At 70.8% G+C, this 17491-nt stretch carries 19 protein-coding genes; 8 read left to right on the plus strand and 11 right to left on the minus strand.

The annotated features are described in order from the left end of the window. Positions 1–369 precede the first annotated feature (369 nt). Entirely contained in the window at positions 370–1749 is a 1380-nt protein-coding gene (locus BMZ47_RS19195) for an RsmB/NOP family class I SAM-dependent RNA methyltransferase (RefSeq protein ID WP_208601071.1), read from the minus strand. 56 nt (positions 1750–1805) lie between these two features. Here BMZ47_RS19195 and BMZ47_RS19200 point away from each other — a divergent pair, with 56 nt between their 5' ends. Continuing rightward, positions 1806–2027: a DUF1674 domain-containing protein gene (locus tag BMZ47_RS19200; protein WP_007566133.1), complete on the plus strand. Its 222-nt coding sequence runs from the start codon at positions 1806–1808 to the stop codon at positions 2025–2027. 14 nt (positions 2028–2041) lie between these two features. Here BMZ47_RS19200 and BMZ47_RS19205 read toward each other — a convergent pair whose 3' ends face one another. Next, positions 2042–3052 carry a 2-keto-3-deoxygluconate permease gene (locus tag BMZ47_RS19205; RefSeq protein WP_091863813.1) on the minus strand — a complete coding sequence of 337 codons (1011 nt, stop codon included), beginning with the start codon at positions 3050–3052 and terminating at the stop codon, positions 2042–2044. Between the two features lie 211 nt (positions 3053–3263). Here BMZ47_RS19205 and BMZ47_RS19210 point away from each other — a divergent pair, with 211 nt between their 5' ends. Beyond that, the gene (locus BMZ47_RS19210; protein WP_091863814.1) at positions 3264–3572 is read left to right on the plus strand and encodes a cupin domain-containing protein; all 309 of its coding nucleotides are present in this window, start codon (positions 3264–3266) and stop codon (positions 3570–3572) included. Between the two features lie 102 nt (positions 3573–3674). Beyond that, positions 3675–4085 (plus strand): nucleotidyltransferase domain-containing protein, encoded by a 411-nt coding sequence (locus tag BMZ47_RS28125; RefSeq protein WP_244536868.1) that lies wholly within the window; start codon positions 3675–3677, stop codon positions 4083–4085. 217 nt (positions 4086–4302) lie between these two features. Here BMZ47_RS28125 and BMZ47_RS19215 read toward each other — a convergent pair whose 3' ends face one another. Next, positions 4303–4812: a L,D-transpeptidase gene (locus tag BMZ47_RS19215; RefSeq protein ID WP_007566141.1), complete on the minus strand. Its 510-nt coding sequence runs from the start codon at positions 4810–4812 to the stop codon at positions 4303–4305. A gap of 150 nt (positions 4813–4962) precedes the next feature. Beyond that, on the minus strand, positions 4963–5616 hold the full coding sequence (gene bluB, locus BMZ47_RS19220) for a 5,6-dimethylbenzimidazole synthase (protein ID WP_244536869.1): 654 nt from the start codon (positions 5614–5616) through the stop codon (positions 4963–4965). Between the two features lie 377 nt (positions 5617–5993). Here bluB and BMZ47_RS19225 point away from each other — a divergent pair, with 377 nt between their 5' ends. Beyond that, on the plus strand, positions 5994–6368 hold the full coding sequence (locus BMZ47_RS19225) for a DUF2794 domain-containing protein (RefSeq protein ID WP_007566144.1): 375 nt from the start codon (positions 5994–5996) through the stop codon (positions 6366–6368). Between the two features lie 4 nt (positions 6369–6372). On the opposite strand, the gene BMZ47_RS19230 is transcribed toward BMZ47_RS19225, so the two are convergent. The 4 genes from BMZ47_RS19230 to BMZ47_RS19245 all read right to left on the minus strand — a co-directional run bounded on the left by BMZ47_RS19230 (position 6373) and on the right by BMZ47_RS19245 (position 11739). Beyond that, positions 6373–7266 (minus strand): dihydrodipicolinate synthase family protein, encoded by an 894-nt coding sequence (locus tag BMZ47_RS19230; protein ID WP_091863815.1) that lies wholly within the window; start codon positions 7264–7266, stop codon positions 6373–6375. Between the two features lie 98 nt (positions 7267–7364). Further along, positions 7365–8141 carry a Bax inhibitor-1/YccA family protein gene (locus BMZ47_RS19235; protein ID WP_007566149.1) on the minus strand — a complete coding sequence of 259 codons (777 nt, stop codon included), beginning with the start codon at positions 8139–8141 and terminating at the stop codon, positions 7365–7367. A gap of 317 nt (positions 8142–8458) precedes the next feature. After that, positions 8459–11038 (minus strand): ABC transporter permease, encoded by a 2580-nt coding sequence (locus tag BMZ47_RS19240; RefSeq protein ID WP_091863816.1) that lies wholly within the window; start codon positions 11036–11038, stop codon positions 8459–8461. Next, entirely contained in the window at positions 11038–11739 is a 702-nt protein-coding gene (locus tag BMZ47_RS19245) for an ABC transporter ATP-binding protein (protein ID WP_370881357.1), read from the minus strand. Before BMZ47_RS19245 ends, BMZ47_RS19240 begins: the two co-directional genes overlap by 1 nt. Before the next feature lie 201 nt (positions 11740–11940). Here BMZ47_RS19245 and BMZ47_RS19250 point away from each other — a divergent pair, with 201 nt between their 5' ends. Continuing rightward, positions 11941–12540, plus strand: coding sequence for an arylesterase (locus tag BMZ47_RS19250; protein WP_091863861.1), 600 nt, complete (start codon positions 11941–11943; stop codon positions 12538–12540). Continuing rightward, a complete protein-coding gene (thpR, locus tag BMZ47_RS19255; RefSeq protein WP_091863817.1) occupies positions 12540–13079 on the plus strand; it encodes an RNA 2',3'-cyclic phosphodiesterase in 540 nt (179 codons plus the stop codon). Before BMZ47_RS19250 ends, thpR begins: the two co-directional genes overlap by 1 nt. Before the next feature lie 4 nt (positions 13080–13083). On the opposite strand, the gene coaA is transcribed toward thpR, so the two are convergent. The 3 genes from coaA to BMZ47_RS19270 all read right to left on the minus strand — a co-directional run bounded on the left by coaA (position 13084) and on the right by BMZ47_RS19270 (position 15497). After that, positions 13084–14073 carry a type I pantothenate kinase gene (gene coaA / locus BMZ47_RS19260; RefSeq protein ID WP_007566159.1) on the minus strand — a complete coding sequence of 330 codons (990 nt, stop codon included), beginning with the start codon at positions 14071–14073 and terminating at the stop codon, positions 13084–13086. Then, positions 14070–14393, minus strand: a complete 324-nt coding sequence (locus tag BMZ47_RS19265; RefSeq protein ID WP_007566161.1) for a phosphoribosyl-ATP diphosphatase — start codon at positions 14391–14393, stop codon at positions 14070–14072. The genes coaA and BMZ47_RS19265 overlap by 4 nt, the downstream gene beginning before the upstream one ends. 156 nt (positions 14394–14549) lie before the next feature. After that, a complete protein-coding gene (locus BMZ47_RS19270; protein ID WP_091863818.1) occupies positions 14550–15497 on the minus strand; it encodes an aspartate carbamoyltransferase catalytic subunit in 948 nt (315 codons plus the stop codon). Positions 15498–15680: 183 nt separating this feature from the next. Between BMZ47_RS19270 and BMZ47_RS19275 the strand changes: the two genes are divergently transcribed. Both BMZ47_RS19275 and BMZ47_RS19280 read left to right on the plus strand, forming a co-directional pair. Next, complete coding sequence (locus BMZ47_RS19275; RefSeq protein ID WP_091863819.1) at positions 15681–16544, plus strand: cytochrome b/b6 domain-containing protein; 864 nt, start codon at positions 15681–15683, stop codon at positions 16542–16544. Beyond that, the gene (locus tag BMZ47_RS19280) at positions 16541–17491 is read left to right on the plus strand and encodes a molybdopterin-dependent oxidoreductase (protein ID WP_091863820.1); all 951 of its coding nucleotides are present in this window, start codon (positions 16541–16543) and stop codon (positions 17489–17491) included. The genes BMZ47_RS19275 and BMZ47_RS19280 overlap by 4 nt, the downstream gene beginning before the upstream one ends.

The following is a 17491-nucleotide window of genomic DNA, read 5'->3' on the forward strand; positions in this document are numbered from 1 at the left end:
CCGCCGCATCGTCCTGGACGGGCCGGCGCGGGACCGTCTTCCCGTGTGATCACGCGAGCGGCATCGGTAAGCGGATCACGGCGGGCACGGACAAATCCGGAACCTTGTCCAGGTTGGGCGTGGGGGATTTGCGCGAACATCCGGATCCCCGCCCGCCGATACCGTGGCTGCGCTGCAAAGCTCGGGACCCCGAAAGCGCCCACGGATCAAAATCTTGGACGCCCTGTGGCTTCGAAGTACGGGCGGGCCTGCTGCACCTCGAACTGACACGGCGTTTTGTCCTGCGGCCGTGACAGCGCGGATCGGCGATGGGACGCGGCAACGCCGGCTTCGGTAACGCCCCTCGGCTTCCCTAGAGGCCGGCCCACCTCACCCCACGCGTTCGAGCCGGCTCGCGAAGAAGCCGTCCAGGCCGCCGCGGGCGCCCGGGACGTCCGGCAGGTGGCACGGCAGGGTGCGCAGGTCGCCGTTGCCGTTGATCATCTCGGCCGCGCCGCCGACCTCCTCCGGCTGGACCGGCACACGCCGGTATCGGGCGTCGCGGGCCAGGAAGGCCGCGATCTGGGCCTCGCCTTCCTCGGGTTCCAGCGAGCAGGTGCAGTAGACGAGCCGTCCGCCCGGGCGGACCAGTCCGGACGCGTGGTCGAGGAGCTTCGCCTGGAGCGTCGCCAGCCGGGCGATGTCGGCCTCGGACTTGGTCCAGGCCACGTCCGGGTGGCGCCGGATCGTGCCGGTGGCCGAGCAGGGCGCGTCGAGCAGCACGGCGTCGTGGTCCTGCGCCTCCAGGGCCAGGGCGTCGGCCACCGCGACGGTGACGTCGAGGCCGAGCCGGGCGACGTTCTCGCGCAGGCGCTCCAGCCGGGGCGCCGAGCGGTCGACGGCCGTGACCTGTGCGCCGGTGGCGGCGAGCTGCATCGTCTTGCCGCCGGGGGCGGCGCAGAGGTCGAGGACGCGGGTGCCGGGCTGCGGGGCGAGCAACCGGGCCGGGATCGCCGCGGCGGCGTCCTGCACCCACCAGGCGCCCTCCTGGAATCCCGGCAGGTCGGGGATTGCCGGGCCGTTCTCCGGCAGCCGCAGGGAGCCGGTCGGCAGCCGCACCGCGCGGAGCGGCTCGACCCAGGCGGCGGCGTCCCCGCGCGGGGTCAGGTCGATCGCCGCGCCCGTGAGATGCGCCCGCGCGATGGCGGCAGCCCGCTCCGGCCCGTAGGCCGCGGCCCAGCGGCGGGCGAGCCAATCGGGCGTGTTGACGGCGAGCGCGTCGGCGGAATCGGCCAGGATCGCGTCGCGCTCCCGGGCGACCCGGCGCAGGACCGCGTTGACCAGTCCGGCGAGATGGGTGGTGCGATTGTCCCCCTTGGCGAGCCGCACGGCGCAATCGACGGCGGCATGATCGGGGACCGCAAGGTCGAGGATCTGAGCGGTGGCGGTGGCGAGCAGCGCCGTGAGCCGCGGCTTCTCGACCGGCAGGCCGCGCTCCAGCCGGGCCGCTAGGGCGGCGCGGATCAGCCCGTAGCGCCGGAAGGTCGCCACCGCGATGGCTCGGGCCAGGGCCGCGTCGGCCGGGCTCAGGGTCTCCGCCCGGATCGCCAACGCCAGCGTCTCCTCCAGGGCCGGGGGGCGCTCCTGGCCGATGATCTCGGCCACCGCCTGCAGGGCGGCCCGGCGCGCGCCGAGGCCCGCCGTGTCGGGCGCGCTCGTGCCCGTCGATGTCTCGCCCCGCGTGTTGCGACCTGTGTCCCGCGATGCCACTTCTACTCCTGACCCGATTGCCTTCAGACTCACGCCCTCACACCCGAGCGACCGCGATGCAAGACCCGAACGGACATGACGTGACCGAAGACGCGGCCACCCCGCGCACGCTCAGCCCCGCGGCGGAGCGCGCGCTGGCCGAGGCGGCCGAGCGCCGCGCCGCGATCGACGCCCGCGCGGCCGAGATCCGCGCGACCCCGGAGCGCCTGGGTCGCGGCGGCCTGGAGCCGGTCCGCTACCAGGATTGGGAAGTGAAGGGCCTCGCGGTCGATTTCTGAGGCCGCCGGCCGCCCTACTCGGCCGCGACGCCGCCATAGACCACCGGCGGCGGCTCGGGCCGGGCCTCCGCGGCGCCCGCCCCGAACCGTCGGTACCAGAGCCCGGTCAGGATCGGCACGAGGATCGAGGTGACGATGATGCAGATCGTCACCAGCACGGTGGCGGTCTGCGCCACCGGAGCGAATTGCGGTGCCACGGCCGCGATCGCCAGCGGGTTGGCGGCGGCCGCGCCCGCCGTGGACGAGGCCGCGAGCCCCGCCGTCCCGGTGCCGCCGCCGATGGCCTTGTCGGCCAGGATCAGCGGGATGCCGGTGAGCACGATGACGGCCAGCGCCAGGACGATCCCGAGCCCGGCCAGCGGCGAGAGCAGGTTGTTGAGATCGACCGTGTTGCCGAGCGCGAAGGCGAAGAACGGGATCATCAGCTGGCTGCCCGGCGCGAAGAAGGCGCGCAGCTTCGGGTCGAGATTGCCCAGCAGGAAGCCGACGAGGAACGGCAGCACCGCGCCGATGAAGATCTGCGGCTCGAAATGCGCCGCTCCGGAGGCGCCGAGGATGATCATGCTCATCAGCGGCCCGGACTCGATCGAGGTCAGGATGAAGGCGCCGGCCTCCTCGCGGCTGCCGTAGGTCTGCATCAGCGAGGCGTAGAGGCCGCCATTGGTCATATCCATCGCGCACACGATCGCGAGGATCGACAGGCCCGCGAAGAACCCGGTCTGGATGCCCTCGGGCGGGATGAACAGCGACGCGACCAGCACGATCACCCAGGCGGAGAGCAGCTTGGTCACCACCAGGGTGCCGGATTTGCGCAGGACCGTGCCGGTGGCCTTCAGGCTGACCGACGCCCCCATGCAGAAGAACCAGACCGCCAGGATCGGGATCACGCCGGTCATGATGCCCTGCGTGAAGCCCTTGAAATAGGCCGGGGCACCCGGCGTGAACGTCTTGCACAGGGCGCCGAGCAGGAGTGGGACCAGCATCAGGCCGCCGGGAATCCTGTCGATCGCCGCCTTGATCTGCATGGCGCGTTCCCTCCGGTTGGTTCGCCGACGCGCCGGATCCTGGGCGTCGCGCCGGCCCACGCCTCTGTCGGGCGCCTGTTTGGGCCGGTGCGACATCCTGTTGCTGCGAGCCGCAGGCCGTCAAGCGGCGGTCCGGGCCGTGGCCGCGACACCGGGCGCGGAACGTCGCGCGGCGGGCGCCGTTGGGCTCGTTCATCACCAGGAGGCTCAGATGGCGACGAAGGTATCGGCTCACGGCGCGGCCGCGGGACCGCATGGCGAGATCGCGCTCGCCCGCGGCGAGCGGCTCGGGATGCGGATGTGGCGGGCCGAGGAGCCGAACGCCGACAAGCCGATGACGTCCTCGCCGCACGAGACCGTTGGCTACGTCATCAGCGGCCGGGCCGAGCTGGTGGTCGGCGGCGAGACGGTCGCGCTCGCGGCGGGCGATTCCTACTGCGTGCCGGCCGGCGCGGAGCACACCTATCGGATTTTGGAGACCTTCACGGCCGTGGAGGCGACTGCGCCGCCGGCCAAGTAGGGCGCAGCGGCCGCCCGATCTGCGCGCGCCGTGGCCCGGGCGTCGGCGCGCGCCTGCGCATCGGCGCCGCAAGTCGTACATCACGCATCATGAGCTGCGCCCTTGCCCGGGACAGGCTGTCGAGGCCGCTCGCCGCGGCGAGCGCGTGATCCTCTGTTCGGAAGCCGGGCGCGCGGGGACCATGACGCGGACGGCGACTGGGATCTGTGCGTCCTGCTGAACGACGACATCCCGCCGGGCCGCTATACGCCGGGCTTCCTGTGGGAGGCCGTGCGCGACCTCGGCGCGTCGATCCAGGTGTGCCGATGCGCAGGAACGTATTCGAGGCCACCCGTCGCGACGTCAACGCGCTCGGCGCGACGCCTGCTGCTCGATCCGCCCGAACTCGAGGGCGTCGCGTTCCACGTCCATCAGGCCGTCGAGAAGGCCGCCGAAGCGGTCTTGCGGCGGAGGGCATTCGGTATCCGCGCGGCCGTGGGGCCGGCCCTGATCCCGACGCTCCGACCAGGCTGATACCGATCGCCAATCCGTTCCATGAACAGGCGAGGCCGCTCGCGGGTCTGACGCCGTGGGCGACCGCCTTCCGTTACCCGACGGATGATCGCCTCGCGGCCGAGCCGCTACCCTCCAAGGCGGACCTCGAACGCCATCTCGACGGTGCGGAGGCTCTCGTGGAAGCCGTGGCGCGCCATGTCACCGCGGCGACCTGATCACGCCGTTGCTCCGATCCTCACTGGGTCACGTAGACCTGCGCGCCGACATCGACCCGGGCGTAGAGATCGACCACGTCCTGATTGTACATCCGGATGCAGCCGTAGGAGGCGTAGGTGCCGACCGAGCTCGGCCGGTTGGTGCCGTGGATCGCGTATTCGCCGCCGGCCAGCGTCATGGCGGCGGCGCCCATCGGGTTGTTCGGCGAGCCGCCGGCGATGAGGTTCGGCAGCCGCGGGTTGTCGCGCTTCACTTCGGCCGGCGGCGACCAGGCCGGGGCGACGTACTTGCCGTCGATGGACGCCGTGCCGAACCATTGCTTGCCGGGCCGGCCCACCGCCACGGGATAGCGGATCGCGGTGCCGTCGCCGTTCACCAGGTAGAGCTTGCGCTGGGACACGCTGATCACCACCGAGCCCGGTGCGACGCCGTTCTGGAACGGCACCACCTCCCGGGCCTGTGCCGTCCCGAAGCACCCCGCCAGCATCGCGCCGGCCATCCCGAATAAAGCCGCCACCCGACCCGACATCACCGACTTCCTCGACAAGCAAGAGATCATGCGGGCCAGTAATCCACGGTCGCGCTTGCCGTTCCACGAAAAGCTATGGTTGATGCGGCGTTGATCCCGGGAAGTCTTGGGGAGGGTAAAGGAGTAGCGTAAATCCGGGATCTCGACGGATCAGCGCTCAATCAACGCTGCGCCGCGTGGGTCTTCGACCTGCCAGCCGTGCCGCTCCAGTTCCGGATCCAGATGCTCCTCGACCGGGTGGCCGACGCAGAGATAGGCGACGAGCCGCCAGGTCGCCGGCACGGCCAGGATCTCGGTGACGCAAGCGGGCTCCAGGATCGAGACCCAGCCGACGCCGAGCCCGCGCGCCCGCGCCGCCAGCCAGAAGCACTGCACCGCCCCGACCACTGAATAGGCCAAGGTCTCCGGCATGCTGGCCCGGCCGAGACCCAGGCCGGTCTCGGTGGAATCGTCGCAGAACACCGCGAGATGCTCCGGTGCCTCGTTCAGCCCGGCGAGCTTGAGCGTCCGGTAGCGCGCCGCCCGCGCGGCGTCGTAAACCGCGGCGGCGGCGGCGTTGCAGCGGGAGAAGTTCTGCGCGACGGCGGCGCGCCGGGCCGGGTCCGATACGCGGACGAAGCGCCAGGGGCGGCTGTTGCCCACCGAGGGCGCCCGATGGGCCGCGGCCAGGCAGGCGTGCAGATGATCCGGATCGACCGCGTCCGGCCGAAAACGGCGCACGTCGCGGCGCCACGCGAACAGCGTGTCGAGAGTCTCGATGAAGGCGTCGTCGAAGGCGGGCGGACCCATGATGCGGCTCGCCATACCTGTATCCCGCGGTCAACGGGAGACGGAAAGACGGCCATCCGGTCCGGCGGCCGGGAGAATCATAAAAAAGGCCGCCCGGAGGGGCGGCCTGAAGTCATTGGGTCTCGAAACCTCGGAGTGCCGAATTCTGGGATCCCGACCGGTGACCGAAGGCTGGGGAGCTGGGTTACGGTCGCCGGCCGGGCAAAACCCGGCGAGGTTCAGCGATTGTTGTGCCGCCGCAACGCGGCTCGCAAAAGGCACAAATCGGGCGGAACCGTGTTTTTTGCCGCTGGCCTGTGTCTCACGCGACACGGAGACCCGCCGCGACCACCCTTGCGGGGCGCGGCGGCGGGGGCCATCATCCGGCAAAGCATGAGCGCCACGGAGTGATGATGACGGAGCGGACGAGCGCGGGGTCGCGGCCCGACGATGCGGCGGGCCATGTCATTCCGTTTCCCGCCCGTGCGGAACCCCCGCAGATCGCCTTCAACCGGGACGAGCTGCGCACGATCTTCAACCTCTACGGCCGGCAGGTCGCCGCCGGCGAGTGGCGCGACTACGCGATGGATTTCCGCCGGGACAAGGCGGTGTTCTCGATCTACCGCCGCAGCTCCGAGATGCCGCTCTACCGAATCGAGAAGGATCCGAAGCTCGCCCGCCGCCAGGGCGCCTACGCGGTCATCGCCGCCAGCGGCTTGGTCATGAAGCGCGGGACCGAGCTGGCCCGGGTCCTCGCCGTGCTGGAGCCGCCGCCGCGCGCCGTCTGAGGTCTCACGCGAGGTTCAAGGTCCGGACGGTGGCGACGATCTCGTCCCGGATCGCGAGCGCCAGCGGCAGGATCGGCCGCGGCGGCTCGGCCCGGCACAGGCCGAGGGACTCGGCGAGCGCATAGGCCACCCGCAGGCTCGAATGGGTCTGGAACAGCGCCCAGAGCGGCGCGAGTTCCGCGTTCAGCGTCCGGGCCTGCGCGATGTCGCCGGCCTGGACCGCGCGCGTAATCGCCAGGCAGGTCTTGGGGAACAGGCCGCCCGCCACGCTGAACCAGGCCGTGCCGCCGGCGATCAAAGCCGCGGTCGCATTCCAGTCGCCGCTGACCCCGAGGGGAAAACCGGCTGGAACCGCGTCCCTGAGAGCCTTAACCCCGGCCGCGGCAGCTTCCGGCGCCGGCGCGGGACATTTGGCCGCCACGACACCGGGCAGGCGCGCGATCCGGCCGATCAGGTCCGGGGAGAAACGGAAATGCGTGGTCGCCGGGTTGTCGTAGATCACCAGAGGCAGGCCGCCCTCGCCTGCCACGGCCTCGAAATGCCGGAACACCTCGTCGTCGGTGAGCGGCGTGTAGGAGACCGGGGCCAGCAGCCCGGCATCGGCGCCGGCTGCCCGGGCGTCCCGGGCCAAGCGGATCGACTCGTCGGTGCGCAGAGCCCCGATTCCCACCAGGATCGGCACCCGGCCGCCGACCACCTCGGCGGCGATGGTCACGGCGCGGCGGCGCTCGTCCCGGGACAGGTAGGCGTAGGTGCCGGTGCTGCCGAGCAGCCCGACCGAATCGACCTGCGCCTCCGCGAGCCGCTCTAAAAGCCGGCGCAGGCCCGTTTCATCGACGCGGCCCTCGGCGTCGCTGGGGGTGATCGGGAAGGCGGAGAGGCCGGAGATCGACAGCATGCCGGCACGTTAGCGGCTGGCGACTGGCAGTACAGATAAAAAGAAACCCCGGCGGTTTCCCGCCGGGGTTTCCGATCAAGTCCGGTCTCTGTCAGGGCCTAGCGGCGGTCGCCCATCAGGCTCAGCAGGAACTGGAACATGTTGATGAAGTCGAGATAGAGGGTCAGGGCGCCGTTCACCGACATCTTGGCCGCCATCTCGCCGTCGAAGCCGCCGTAGAGATACATCTCCTTGAGCTTCTGCGTGTCGTAGGCGGTGAGGCCCGCGAAGATCAGCACGCCGAGCACCGAGATGGCGAACTGCAGGGCCGACGACGCGAAGAAGATGTTCACGAGCGACGCCAGGATGATGCCGATCAGGCCCATCATCAGGAACGAGCCCATGCCCGACAGGCTACGCTGGGTCGTGTAGCCGTACAGGCTCAGCGAGCCGAAGGCCGCCGCCGTGATGAAGAACACCTGGATCACGCTCGCCCCGGTGAAGACCAGGAGAAGCGAGGACATCGAGGCGCCCATCACCGCCGCGAAAGCCCAGAACATCGTCCGGGCCGACGAGGCCGACATCCGGTCCATCCGCATCGAGAAGACGAAGATGAACGCGAGCGGAGCGAGCATCAGGACCCACTTGAGCGGGCTGTTGTAGAGGGTCTGACCGAAGGGGGTCAGGATCGGGCGCGTACCCTGGTAGGCCGCGACCGACGCCATGTTCAGGCCGAGGGCAACGAGACCGGAGATCCCGAGCCCGACGACCATGTTGTTGTAGACGCCGAGCATGAAGGTCCGCAGGCCCTGATCGACCTGGACCTGGCTGCCCGCGCCAGCGTAGCCGGACGGCTGCTGGGCGCCGTACCGGAAGGGAGAGTTCTCGAATGCCATGGGAGTTTCCTTGCGGAGGCTCTCTCAGCGTGGTGTTTCGGGCGAGGCCCACGCAGGACCTCTGGCGCCAGGCTGGCGCCTCGGACAGGAATATGTTGCGCGGCCGTCCCCCGCACAAGTCCCCGGCCACGGTTGCCGGGCCGCTTTTCAGGTCCCGGACGATGTATTTTTGTCCATGACCGCAGGGATTAAAATGGATTCCCGTGATCACGGTCGCCGGTTCGACTGACGGTTGCCCGGGTCACACCGTTTCGATGACTCGCGGTGAAGTCTTAACCACCCGCCGCGACCGGCTGGCCGGCCACGAAAACCGGCTCCTAGATCTGCCGAAGATAGGGCGCCGGCTTCTGGCCGAGGATGCGCCAGGTGCCGGCCAGGCCGAGAAGGATCGCCAGTGCCACCGCGGCCGTGGCGGCGACCAGCGCGCCCCACAGGTCGAGCCGGAAGTCGAGATGCATGACCTTCGCGACGATGACCCAGCCGGCGACGCTGCCGGCGGCGAGGCCGAACAGGGCGGTGGCGAGGCCGAGCGCCGCGTATTCGATGGCGTAGGCGGTGAGCAGCCGGGCCCGGCTGGCGCCGAGCACCTTGAGCACCACGGCGTCGTAGAGGCGGGCCCGATGGCCCGCCGCGATGGCGCCCGCCAGCACGAACAGGCTCGCCAGAACCGCCACCGCGCTGGCCCCGCGGATCGCCAGGACCAGGCGTCCGACGAGGTCGCCGATCGCGTCGAGCGCGTCCTTCACCCGCACGGCGCTCACCGACGGAAACGCCTTGGCGACATCGCGCAGGATGTGGTTCTCAGCCCCCGCATCGGTGCCCCCCGGAAGCGACAGGGTGGCGAGGTCCGAATGCGGTGCGCCGCGAAAGGTGCCGGGCGAGAACACCATCACGAAGTTGATGCCGAGATTGCGCCACTCGACCCGGCGCAGGTTGAAGATCGTCGCGGTCAGGTCGCGGCCGAGCACGTTGACGGTGACGCTGTCGCCGACCTTGAGCCCGAGCTGGCGCGCGAGCTCGGCCTCGAACGAGACCAGGGGCTTGGCGCCCTGCTCGGCGCTCCACCAGGCGCCTTCGGTGAGGGTCGAGCCCTCCGGCACGGTGTCGGCGTAGGTGATGCCCCGGTCGCCGTCGAGGACCCAGGCGGCGTCCTCCGGGGGCCGGATCTTGTTGGCCGGCACGCCGTTCAGGGCGACGATCCGGCCGCGCATCATCGGCACGTCCTCGATCTTGCCGTTGGGGGCCGAGCGCGCCAGGAACGCCCGGAACTCGGCCGCGTCGCGGGACGGGATGTCGAGGAAGAACAGGTTCGGCGCCCGCGCCGGCAGCGTCGCGCTGATCGTCCGGCGGACATTGGCGTCGATCAGGCTGAGGGTGACCAGCAGGGTCACCCCAAGACCCAGCGACAGCACGATGGCCGGCGTCAGGGCGCCGGGCCGATGGAGATTGGCCAGCGCCATCCGGGGCGCCGGCCAGCGCGGATGCGGCAGGCGGCGGGCGAGCGCCATCAGGCCGAGCGCCACCCCGTGCAGCAGCGCGAAGGCGATCGCCGCGGCGGCGATGAAGATCAGCGCCACCCGCCGGTCGAAGGCCGTGGCGACCGACAGGCCGACGAGCGCCGCCAGACTCAGGGCGAGCCACACCCGGTAGCGCCAGCGCGCGCTGACCCGGGCCGGGTCGACCGTGTCGCGGAACAGGCCGGAGACCGGCACGTCATGGGCGCGGCCAAGCGGGGTGATCGCGAACGCGAAGGCGGTAAGCAGCCCGTAGGCGGCGGCGAGCACGAGTTCGAGTGGTGCGAGGGTCGGGTTCAGCGGCAGGGGCAGGTCGGCGGAGAACAGCGCGTCCAGCACGAACGGCAGGCTCGCCCCGATCACGAGCCCGATCAGCGTGCCGATCCCGGCGATCAGCATCACCTGGGTCAGGTAGAGGGCGACCACCTGCGAGCCCGGCGCACCGACGCTCTTGAGCGTGGCGATCGACGGCCGCTTGCGCTCCACGAAGGCGTGGACGGCGTTGCCGACGCCCACCCCGCCGACGATCAGAGCGGTCAGACCGACCAGGGTCAGGAACTGGGTGAAGCGCTCGATGCTCTTGGCGAAGCGGGGATCGGCGTTGGTGCGCGACCGGATCTCCCAGCCCGCCTCCGGGGTCGCGGCGCGGATCCGCGCCTGCGCGGCGTCGATGTCCGAATCCCGGGCGGCGTCCTTGGGCAGGACGATGCGGTAGCTCCAGCGGTTGAGGCTGCCCGGCTGGACGAGGCCGGTCGCCCGCAGCGCCGGCTCCGAGATTAGCAGCCGCGGGCCGAAGCCGATGCCGCCGGCGATCTTGTCGGGCTCGGATGTCAGCGTGCCGCGGATCGTCACCGGGTGGCCGGCCAGGGTGATCCGGTCGCCGACCTTCACGTCGAGGCGGGTGAGCAGGGCCGGGTCCGCCAGGGCCCCCGGTGCACCGTCGCGCTCCGCCAGAAGGTCGACGAGCCGGCCCGGCGGGTCGGTGACGAGCTCGCCCGCCGCCGGGTAGGCCGCGGGGTCGACCGCCTTCAGCTCGACCAGCGCGGCGTCGCCGCTGCCCGCCACCGCCATGGCCCGCAGGGAGGCCACCGCATCGATCCGGCCCTCCCGGGCCAGGGCCTGCCGCTCCGGGTCGGTCGCCTCGCGGTTGATGAGGTTGTAGGCGAGATCGCCGCCGAGGATCCGGCGCCCCTCCCGGCCGAGACCGTCGGAGAGCGAGCGCGAGATCGAGGCCACGCCGGCGATCGCCGCGACGCCGAGCGCGATGCAGGCCAGGAACACGCCGAAGCCGGACAAGCCGGCGCGCAGCTCGCGGAGCGCGAGGCGCAGGGTCAGCGGGATGCGCCGGGGCGCGGGTTCGGGACGCGGGATCGTGCCGTGCATCAGGCGGTCACCGCCTCCTCGATCCGGCCCGAGCGCAGGCGCACGGTGCGGTCGCACAGGCGCGCGAGGCCGTTGTCGTGGGTGACGAGGACGAGGGTGGCGCCGCGGTCGCGCTTGAGCCGGAACAGCAGGTCGACGATCTGGCGGCCGGTGGCCTCGTCGAGATTGCCGGTGGGCTCGTCCGCCACCAGGATCGCCGGATCGGGGGCGACGGCCCGGGCGATGGCGACGCGCTGCTGCTCGCCGCCCGAGAGCTGGGCCGGGTAATGATGCAGCCGGTGGCCGAGGCCGACCGCCTCCAGCTCGGCGCGGGCCCGCTCCAGCGCGCCGGGCCGGTCCGCGAGTTCCAGCGGCAGCGCGACATTCTCGAGGGCCGTCATGGTCGGGACCAGGTGGAAGGCCTGGAACACGATGCCGATGCGCCGGCCCCGGAAGCGGGCGAGCGCGTCCTCGTCGAGGCGGGCGAGGTCGGTCTCCTCGATCACGACACCGCCGGAATCGGGCCGTTCCAGCCCGGCCATGACCATCAGCAGGGTCGACTTGCCCGAACCCGAGGGGCCGACCAGCCCCACCGCCTCGCCGCGATCGACGCTGAGCGAGATGCCGCGCAGGACGTGGACCCGCGCGGCGCCGCGGCCGAGGCTGAGATCGATGTCGGACAACGCGATCGCCGGCTCGCGCAGCACCTTGTCGTGGCTCACGAGGCGGCCGATCTGTGGACGATGACGAGCATGGCGCGCGAGGTCCTGACTTGGCTTCGAACTTGGCTGCGAACTTGGCTGCACGGGCCGTTGATGCACCGCGATATGGGGGGCGCATTGGGGCCGCGCCATGACGGCACCCGCCGCGCCCGACGGGCGGCCCTGTTTGTCGCAGCGCTAGCGGGTCTGGTGTTCCCTTTCATGACAGAGAGTCACGCGGCATCACCCGGCCCGATCAAGCTCGTGGCGCTCGGCGACAGCCTCACGGCCGGCTACCGCCTGCCGTCGGACGCCGCCTTCCCGACCGTGCTGGAGCGCCTGCTCAAGGCCAAGGGCGCGGATGTGACGGTGGCCAATGCCGGCGTCTCCGGCGACACCGCCACGGGCGGACTCGACCGGGTCGACTGGTCGGTGCCGGACGGGACCGCCGGGGTGATCCTGGAACTCGGCGCCAACGACATGCTGCGCGGCACCGACCCGAAGGTCACCGAGGGGGCGCTCGCGGCGATCATCGAGCGGCTGAAGGCCCGCGGCATCCCGGTTCTGCTGGCCGGCATGCAGGCCGCGCCCAATCTCGGGCCGGACTACAAGGCGCGGTTCGACGCGATCTACCCGACGCTGGCCAAGCGCTACGACCTGATCCTGTATCCGTTCTTCCTGGACGGGATCATCGGCGACCGCGCCCAGCACCTCGATGACGGGCTGCACCCGAACGCCCGGGGCGTCGAGACCATCGCGGCCCAGATCCTCCCCACGGTCGAGACTTTTCTCCGGGGCCTCCGGCAGGGGGCGCCGCGCTGATGCCGCGGCTGTTCACCGGGCTCGCCGTGCCGCCCGAGATCGCGGACGCGCTCCGGGTTTTCCGGGGCGGCCTGCCGGGTGCGCGCTGGATCGAGCCCGGCGATTACCACGTCACCCTGCGGTTCCTCGGCGATGTCGAGATCCCGGTGGCCGAGGACGTGCTCGAGGCGCTGGCCGAGATGCGCCTGCGCGCCACCCTGACGGTGACGCTCGACGGGCTCGGCATCTTCGGCGGCGACCGGCCGCGGGCGCTCTACGCCTCGGTGGCGCCGAGCCCGGACCTGATCGACCTCCAGGCCGAGCAGGAGCGGCTGGTGCGCCGGGCGGGCGTCGAGCCGGAGCGCCGAAAGTTCACCCCACACGTGACGCTGGCCCGCCTGCGGCGCGACGCCAGCCCGGAGGCGGTGGCGATGTACCTCTCGCAAGGACCGGCCTTCGCGTCGCTGACCTTCACCGCCGACCGGGTGACGCTGTTCTCGGCGAAGGAATCGACCGGGGGCGGACCCTACTTGGCGGAGGCCGAATTCCCGTTCGTGTGAGCGGTTACAACCGCCGCAGCGCGACGCTCTCGATCCGGTGGCTCGCGCCCTTGGTCAGGATCAGGCTCGCGCGCTGGCGGGTGGGTAAAATGTTCTCGCGCAGGTTCGGCAGGTTGATCGAGGTCCAGAGCCGATCGGCGATGTCGAGCGCCTCGTGCTCGGGCACCTCGGCGTATTTGCGGAAGTAGGAGCGCGGGTCGCGGAAGGCGGTCTGGCGCAGGCGCATGAACCGGGTGACGTACCAGCGGTGCAGGTCGTCCTCGTGGCCGTCGAGATAGATCGAGAAGTCGAAGAAGTCGGAGACGAACGGGATCGCGGTGCCGTCCCGCGGCAGGCGGGCCGGCTGGAGCACGTTCAGGCCCTCGACGATCAGGATGTCGGGGCTCTCCACCACCCGCTCCTCGCCGGGCACCCGGTCGTAGACCAGGTGGGAGTAGAGCGGCGCCGTCACCCGCTTGTGGCCGGCCTTCACGTCGTGGAGGAAGCGCAGCAGCGAGGCGGTGTCGTAGCTCTCCGGAAAGCCCTTGCGCTCCATCAGGCCGTGCTGGGCCAGCTCGGCATTGGGCAGCAGGAAGCCGTCGGTGGTGACGAGATCGACCTTCGGGGTGTTGGGCCAGCGCGCGAGCAGCGCGGCCAGGATGCGCGCGGTGGTCGACTTGCCCACCGCCACCGAGCCGGCCAGGCCGATGATGTAGGGCGCCTTGGTCTCGCGCTCGGCCAGCAGGAAGCGCTGGGTCGCCTTGAACAGCCCCTGCGTGGCCGCGACGTAGAGCGAGAGCAGCCGGGACAATGGCAGGTAGATCGCCACCACCTCCTCGACCGAGATCGGGTCGTTGATCGATTGCAGCCGCTCGATATCCTCGGCCTTGAGGGTCAGCGGCGTGTCGGCGCGCAGCTGCGCCCATTCCTCGCGGCTGAAGCGACGATAGGGCGAGAGCCGATCCGATTCGTCGAGGATCGCCTCGACCGAGCCCGGCAGCGCGGCCGCGTTCACGCGGGGCGCCTCGCGGCCTTCTCGGCGAGCCCGCTCTGGGCGGTGCGGCGCTCCAGCTCCGCCATCACGGCGTCGAGCTCGACGCCGCCCGCCCGCAGCAGCACGACCAGGTGATAGAGCACGTCCGCGGCCTCGTTCCGGAGCCCGGTCTTGTCGCCCTGCACCGCCGCGATGGCCGCCTCCACGGCCTCCTCGCCGAGCTTCTTCGCCGCCTTGGCGGGCCCCTCGGACAGCAGCTTGGCCGTGTAGGAGGTCTCGGGATCGGTCCCGGCGCGGCTCGCGACGAGCTTGGCGAGGTCGGCGAGCGTGTAGGCGGTCATGAAGCGATCTGCATGTGAGGTCGGCCTTGCGGGTTCGGCCGAGGCCGTATTCGGCAGGAAACTGCGCTACGGCCGCCCTGTGGGCAAGCCACGCGGGTGAAGGCGTCCCGGCTTTGTCCGACTTAAGCTTGATTTCGATCGGGTCGGACGGCGGGCTCAGCTGTTCGGCAGGTGCCGGGCCAGCGCCTCCAGCACGGCCATGCGCACGGCCACCCCCATCTCGACCTGCTCGCGGATCAGCGACTGCGCGCCGTCGGCGATCTCGGAAGAAATCTCGACGCCGCGATTCATCGGGCCGGGATGCATCACCAGGGCGTCGGGCTTGGCGAGCGCCAGCTTCTCGCCATCGAGGCCGAAATAGTGGAAATACTCTTTCACAGAGGGCACGAACGAGCCGTTCATGCGCTCGCGCTGGAGGCGCAGCATCATGACGATGTCGCAGCCCTCCAGGCCCTTGCGCATATTCGTGAAGGTCTCGACGCCGAAGCGCGCGATCCCGGCGGGCAGCAAGGTCGAGGGCGCGATCAGGCGCACGCGCGCGCCCATCGCCTGCAGCAGGATGATGTTCGAGCGCGCCACCCGCGAATGCAGGACGTCGCCGCAGATCGCCACCTGAAGGCCCTCGATCCGGCCCTTGTTGCGGCGGATCGTCAGCGCGTCGAGCAGCGCCTGGGTCGGGTGCTCGTGGGCGCCGTCGCCGGCATTGACCACCGCGCAATCGACCTTGCGGGCGAGCAGGTGGACCGCACCGGCCGATTCGTGGCGCACCACGATGATGTCCGGCCGCATCGCGTTGAGGGTCGCAGCGGTGTCGATCAGGGTCTCGCCCTTCTTCACCGAGGACGAGGCGACCGACATGTTCATCACGTCGGCGCCGAGCCGTTTGCCGGCGAGCTCGAACGAGGATTGCGTCCGGGTCGAGGGCTCGAAGAACAGGTTGATCTGTGTGCGGCCTCGCAGCGTCGTGCGCTTCTTCTCGACCTGCCTTGAGATGTCGACGGCGGCATCGGCCGCGTCGAGCAGCGCCTCGATATCGGGCCGGGTCAGCCCCTCGATGCCGAGGAGGTGCCGGTGCGGGAAGGCCGGGGGCGCGGAGGTCGTCATGATGAGTCCGGGGTGTAGGTCCGGCACGCTCTCCGGGCAAGGCGCGCCAGCCCCTGCGGCCTTTTTTCATCGGTTGGTAACTTGAGCATCCGCGCCACGTATCAGCCGGATCGGACGGAACCCGTACCGTCGCCACCCCCGCGAGACGCACGCTTGAGACCCGACAGCCTGAGAGCCGAACCTTTGGCCGGCGCCCCCGCGCTCGCAGCGCCCGAGACCGTCGACGCCTCCGGGCGCCGCTGGTTCTACCGGCATCCCGTGGTGATCCGGGTGGCGCACTGGATCAACGCCGGGGTGCTGCTGGTGCTGCTGATGAGCGGCCTGCAGATCTTCAACGCCCACCCGGCTTTGTACTGGGGGGCGGTCTCGACCTTCGACGATCCCGCTCTGGCGATCACCAGCGAGCAGGGGCGCGACGGCACGAATCGCGGCGTCGTGACGATCGGCGCGCACAGCTTCGAGACGACCGGCGTGCTCGGCCTGTCCCGCGAGGGCGGCACCGCGGTGGACCGGGCCTTCCCGGCCTGGGCGACCCTCCCGGCGGACCAGGACCTCACCACGGGGCGGCGCTGGCACTTCCTGTTCGCGTGGTTCCTGGTGATCAACGGCGCGGTCTATCTCCTCTACGGGCTGTTCAGCGGCCAGCTCCGGCGCCGCCTGATCCCGGACGGCGACCAGATCCGCGACTTCGGCGGCTCCGTGAAGGAGCACCTGCTGCTGCGCTTCCCCGAGGGCGAGGAGGCCAAGCGCTACAACGTGATCCAGAAGCTCACCTATCTCGTCGTCGTGCTGGGTCTCCTGCCCGCCATGGTCCTGGCCGGCCTCGCCATGTCGCCGGGCGTCGACGCGGCCTGGCACTGGCTGCCGGAGCTGTTCGGCGGCCGCCAATCGGCCCGCACCATTCACTTCATCGCCGCAGGGCTGCTGGTGCTGTTCGTGGTGGTCCACGTGGTGCTGGTTCTGGTCTCCGGCTTCGTCAACAACATGCGCGGCATGCTCACCGGCTGGTTCAGCCTCGGCCGTCCCGAGAAGGAAACCGCGCGATGATCCTGCACCGCCGCAAGCTGCTCACCGCCGGCGCCGGCCTCGCCGGGACCGCCCTGCTCGGCGGCTGCGACCGCTTCGCCGGGACGGAGGCCGGGCGCAGGACCCTCAAGGCCGGCGAGGACGCCAACCTGTTCGTCCAGCGCCTGCTGATGTCGCCTGCAACGCTCGCCCGGGAATACCCGGCCGCGATGATCTCGCCCTTGTTCAAGCCGAACGGCACCATCGACCCGCCGGACCGGGCGTTCCGCGCCCTGGCGGCGAAGAAGTTTTCGGAGTTCAAGCTCACGGTCGACGGACTGGTGCAGACGCCGCTGTCGCTCAGCCTGGCGGATCTGCGCGGGTTGCCGGGCCGCACCCAGGTGACCCGCCACGATTGCGTCGAGGGCTGGTCCTGCATCGGCCAATGGTCCGGCGTGCCGCTCGCCGAACTCCTGAACCGGGCCGGGCTGAAGCCCCAGGCGCGCTACGCCGTGTTCCACTGCGCCGACACGCTGGAATATGCCGGCGGCGGCCTCGAAGGCGGTGACGGCGCCTCCTTGTGGCGGCCCGAACATCCGGGCTCGGTCCGCGACGGCTATATTCAGCTCGCCGCCGCCGAGGATTGGGGCGGCGCGCCGACCGCCACCGACGCGCCCAAGGACGATTGGGGCCAGGGCGCCCCGGAGCCCGAGCCGCCCGAGGATAAGCGCACGCCGATCCGCTACTACGAGAGCATCGACCTGTTCGACGCCTTCAACCCGCAGACGATCCTGGCCTACGACCTCAACGGCAAGCCGCTGCCGGTCTCGAACGGCGCCCCCTTGCGCCTGCGCGTCGAGCGCCAGCTCGGCTACAAGCAGGCCAAATACGTGATGCGGGTCGAGCTGGTGGAGTCGCTCGCTGGCTTGGGCGAGGGCAAGGGCGGCTACTGGGAAGATCGCGGCTACGAGTGGTACGCGGGGATCTGA

The organism is Methylobacterium brachiatum (assembly GCF_900113845.1).
GTDB classification, from domain to species: domain Bacteria; phylum Pseudomonadota; class Alphaproteobacteria; order Rhizobiales; family Beijerinckiaceae; genus Methylobacterium; species Methylobacterium brachiatum.